The organism is Caulobacter vibrioides OR37 (assembly GCF_000372645.1).
Lineage (GTDB): Bacteria > Pseudomonadota > Alphaproteobacteria > Caulobacterales > Caulobacteraceae > Caulobacter > Caulobacter vibrioides_E.
The window spans coordinates 1-1,323 of sequence record NZ_APMP01000063.1 but is presented as its reverse complement, the minus strand read 5'-3'; the positions used below and the strand labels follow the sequence as shown (position 1 = coordinate 1,323).

Genomic DNA, 1,323 nt, shown 5'->3' with positions numbered 1-1,323 from the left:
ACGAACAGACCCCGGTCGAAACCGCTTCGAGACCACGCGGCCCCGCTCAACCTAGCCCCGCCGCCGTTTTGGGCCGGATCCAAACGCCTCCCCCGCGACGGGGATGGCTAGGATTATGGCGCGGCGCTGAACGCCGAGGATTGGCGGGCGTGTGAAATCGACAAGGCGTTGATTTTACTGGGTCCTAGGTCGCGAATTCCGAGGACAGAGCGCCTTCAATCCCCATACCGCCCTCTCCTCGGGGAGAGGGAGGGACCCGCGCGAAGCGCGGGAGGGTGAGGGGCTAGAGCCTTTCCGGACAAGCCCTCGAAAAACCCGCCGCGCAGAAAGATCCGCGAGTTCCCGGCCGGCGGTGAAATCCCTCACCCTCCCACCGCCTACGGCGGTGGGCCCCGCCCTCTCCCGTCGGGAGAGGGATTGGGTGGAGCGGTTCCGCGTCGTTGAGAAAGGAGCGCTCGCCGCTGGCCTAGAGCCTTATCCGCTCGAATGGAATCATTCGAGCGGAAAAATAAGGCTCTAAATCAAGCATTTAGAGCGCGATACCCGCCGAAACCGCTTACACTTTCGGCTATCACGCTCTAGATCGAGATCGTCTTCAACGGGTTGGCGCCATAGCGGTTGGCGCCCTGCTCGCCGCCCATGACGCCCAGCTCGACGATCGCCCACAGGATCACCAGCGAGAACGCGAAGTCCATGAAGCCGTCGGGCCTCGGCCAGACGGCGATCACGGCGATCAGGATCAGCATCGACCACCAGCCCGACCGCCCCCGGTCGTGCAGGCGCTTGGACAGAAGGCAGGCGCCGGAGAACAGCAGCACCGGATAGACCAGCCAGCCGGTCAGCAGGTTCAGCGCCCGCCCGACGCCGGTGACGGCCTCGTACAGCACGGCGAAGCCCAGCAGCGCGCCGGACGCGATCAGGAACGGCGTCCGCGCCAGCCTGCCGTTCGACGACAGGAACAGCTCCGCCCATTCGCTACGATCGCTCATATCGCCTTCGCTCCGACTCGTTCGCCAATCTAGGCGTTGACCTAGGCGAACTCCACCAGCACCTCGTCGGCGGCGACGGGATCGCCGGCTTTTGCGTTGACGGCCTTGACGGTTCCGTCGCGCTCGGCGCGGATGATGTTCTGCATCTTCATGGCCTCGAGGACGCAGACGACCTCGCCCTCGCGGACCAGCTGTCCGGGGGCGACGTCCATGGAGACGACGAGGCCGGGCATGGGCGAGAGCACCAGCTTGGAGGTGTCGGCGGCCTGCTTGGGCGGCAGCTTGTCGTGCAGCTCGGCGGCGCGCTCGGTCAGGACCAGCACCCGGGCCTTGG

At 66.0% G+C, this 1,323-nt stretch carries 2 protein-coding genes; both read right to left on the bottom strand.

Annotated elements, in window-relative coordinates; all coding sequences use genetic code 11:
* Positions 1 to 578 precede the first annotated feature (578 nt).
* Positions 579 to 989: a DUF805 domain-containing protein gene (locus OR37_RS20495; protein ID WP_004625440.1), complete on the bottom strand. Its 411-nt coding sequence runs from the start codon at positions 987 to 989 to the stop codon at positions 579 to 581.
* A gap of 41 nt (positions 990 to 1,030) precedes the next feature.
* On the bottom strand, positions 1,031 to 1,323 hold a 293-nt coding region (locus tag OR37_RS20490), incomplete at its 5' end, for an acetyl-CoA carboxylase biotin carboxyl carrier protein subunit (RefSeq protein ID WP_004625438.1).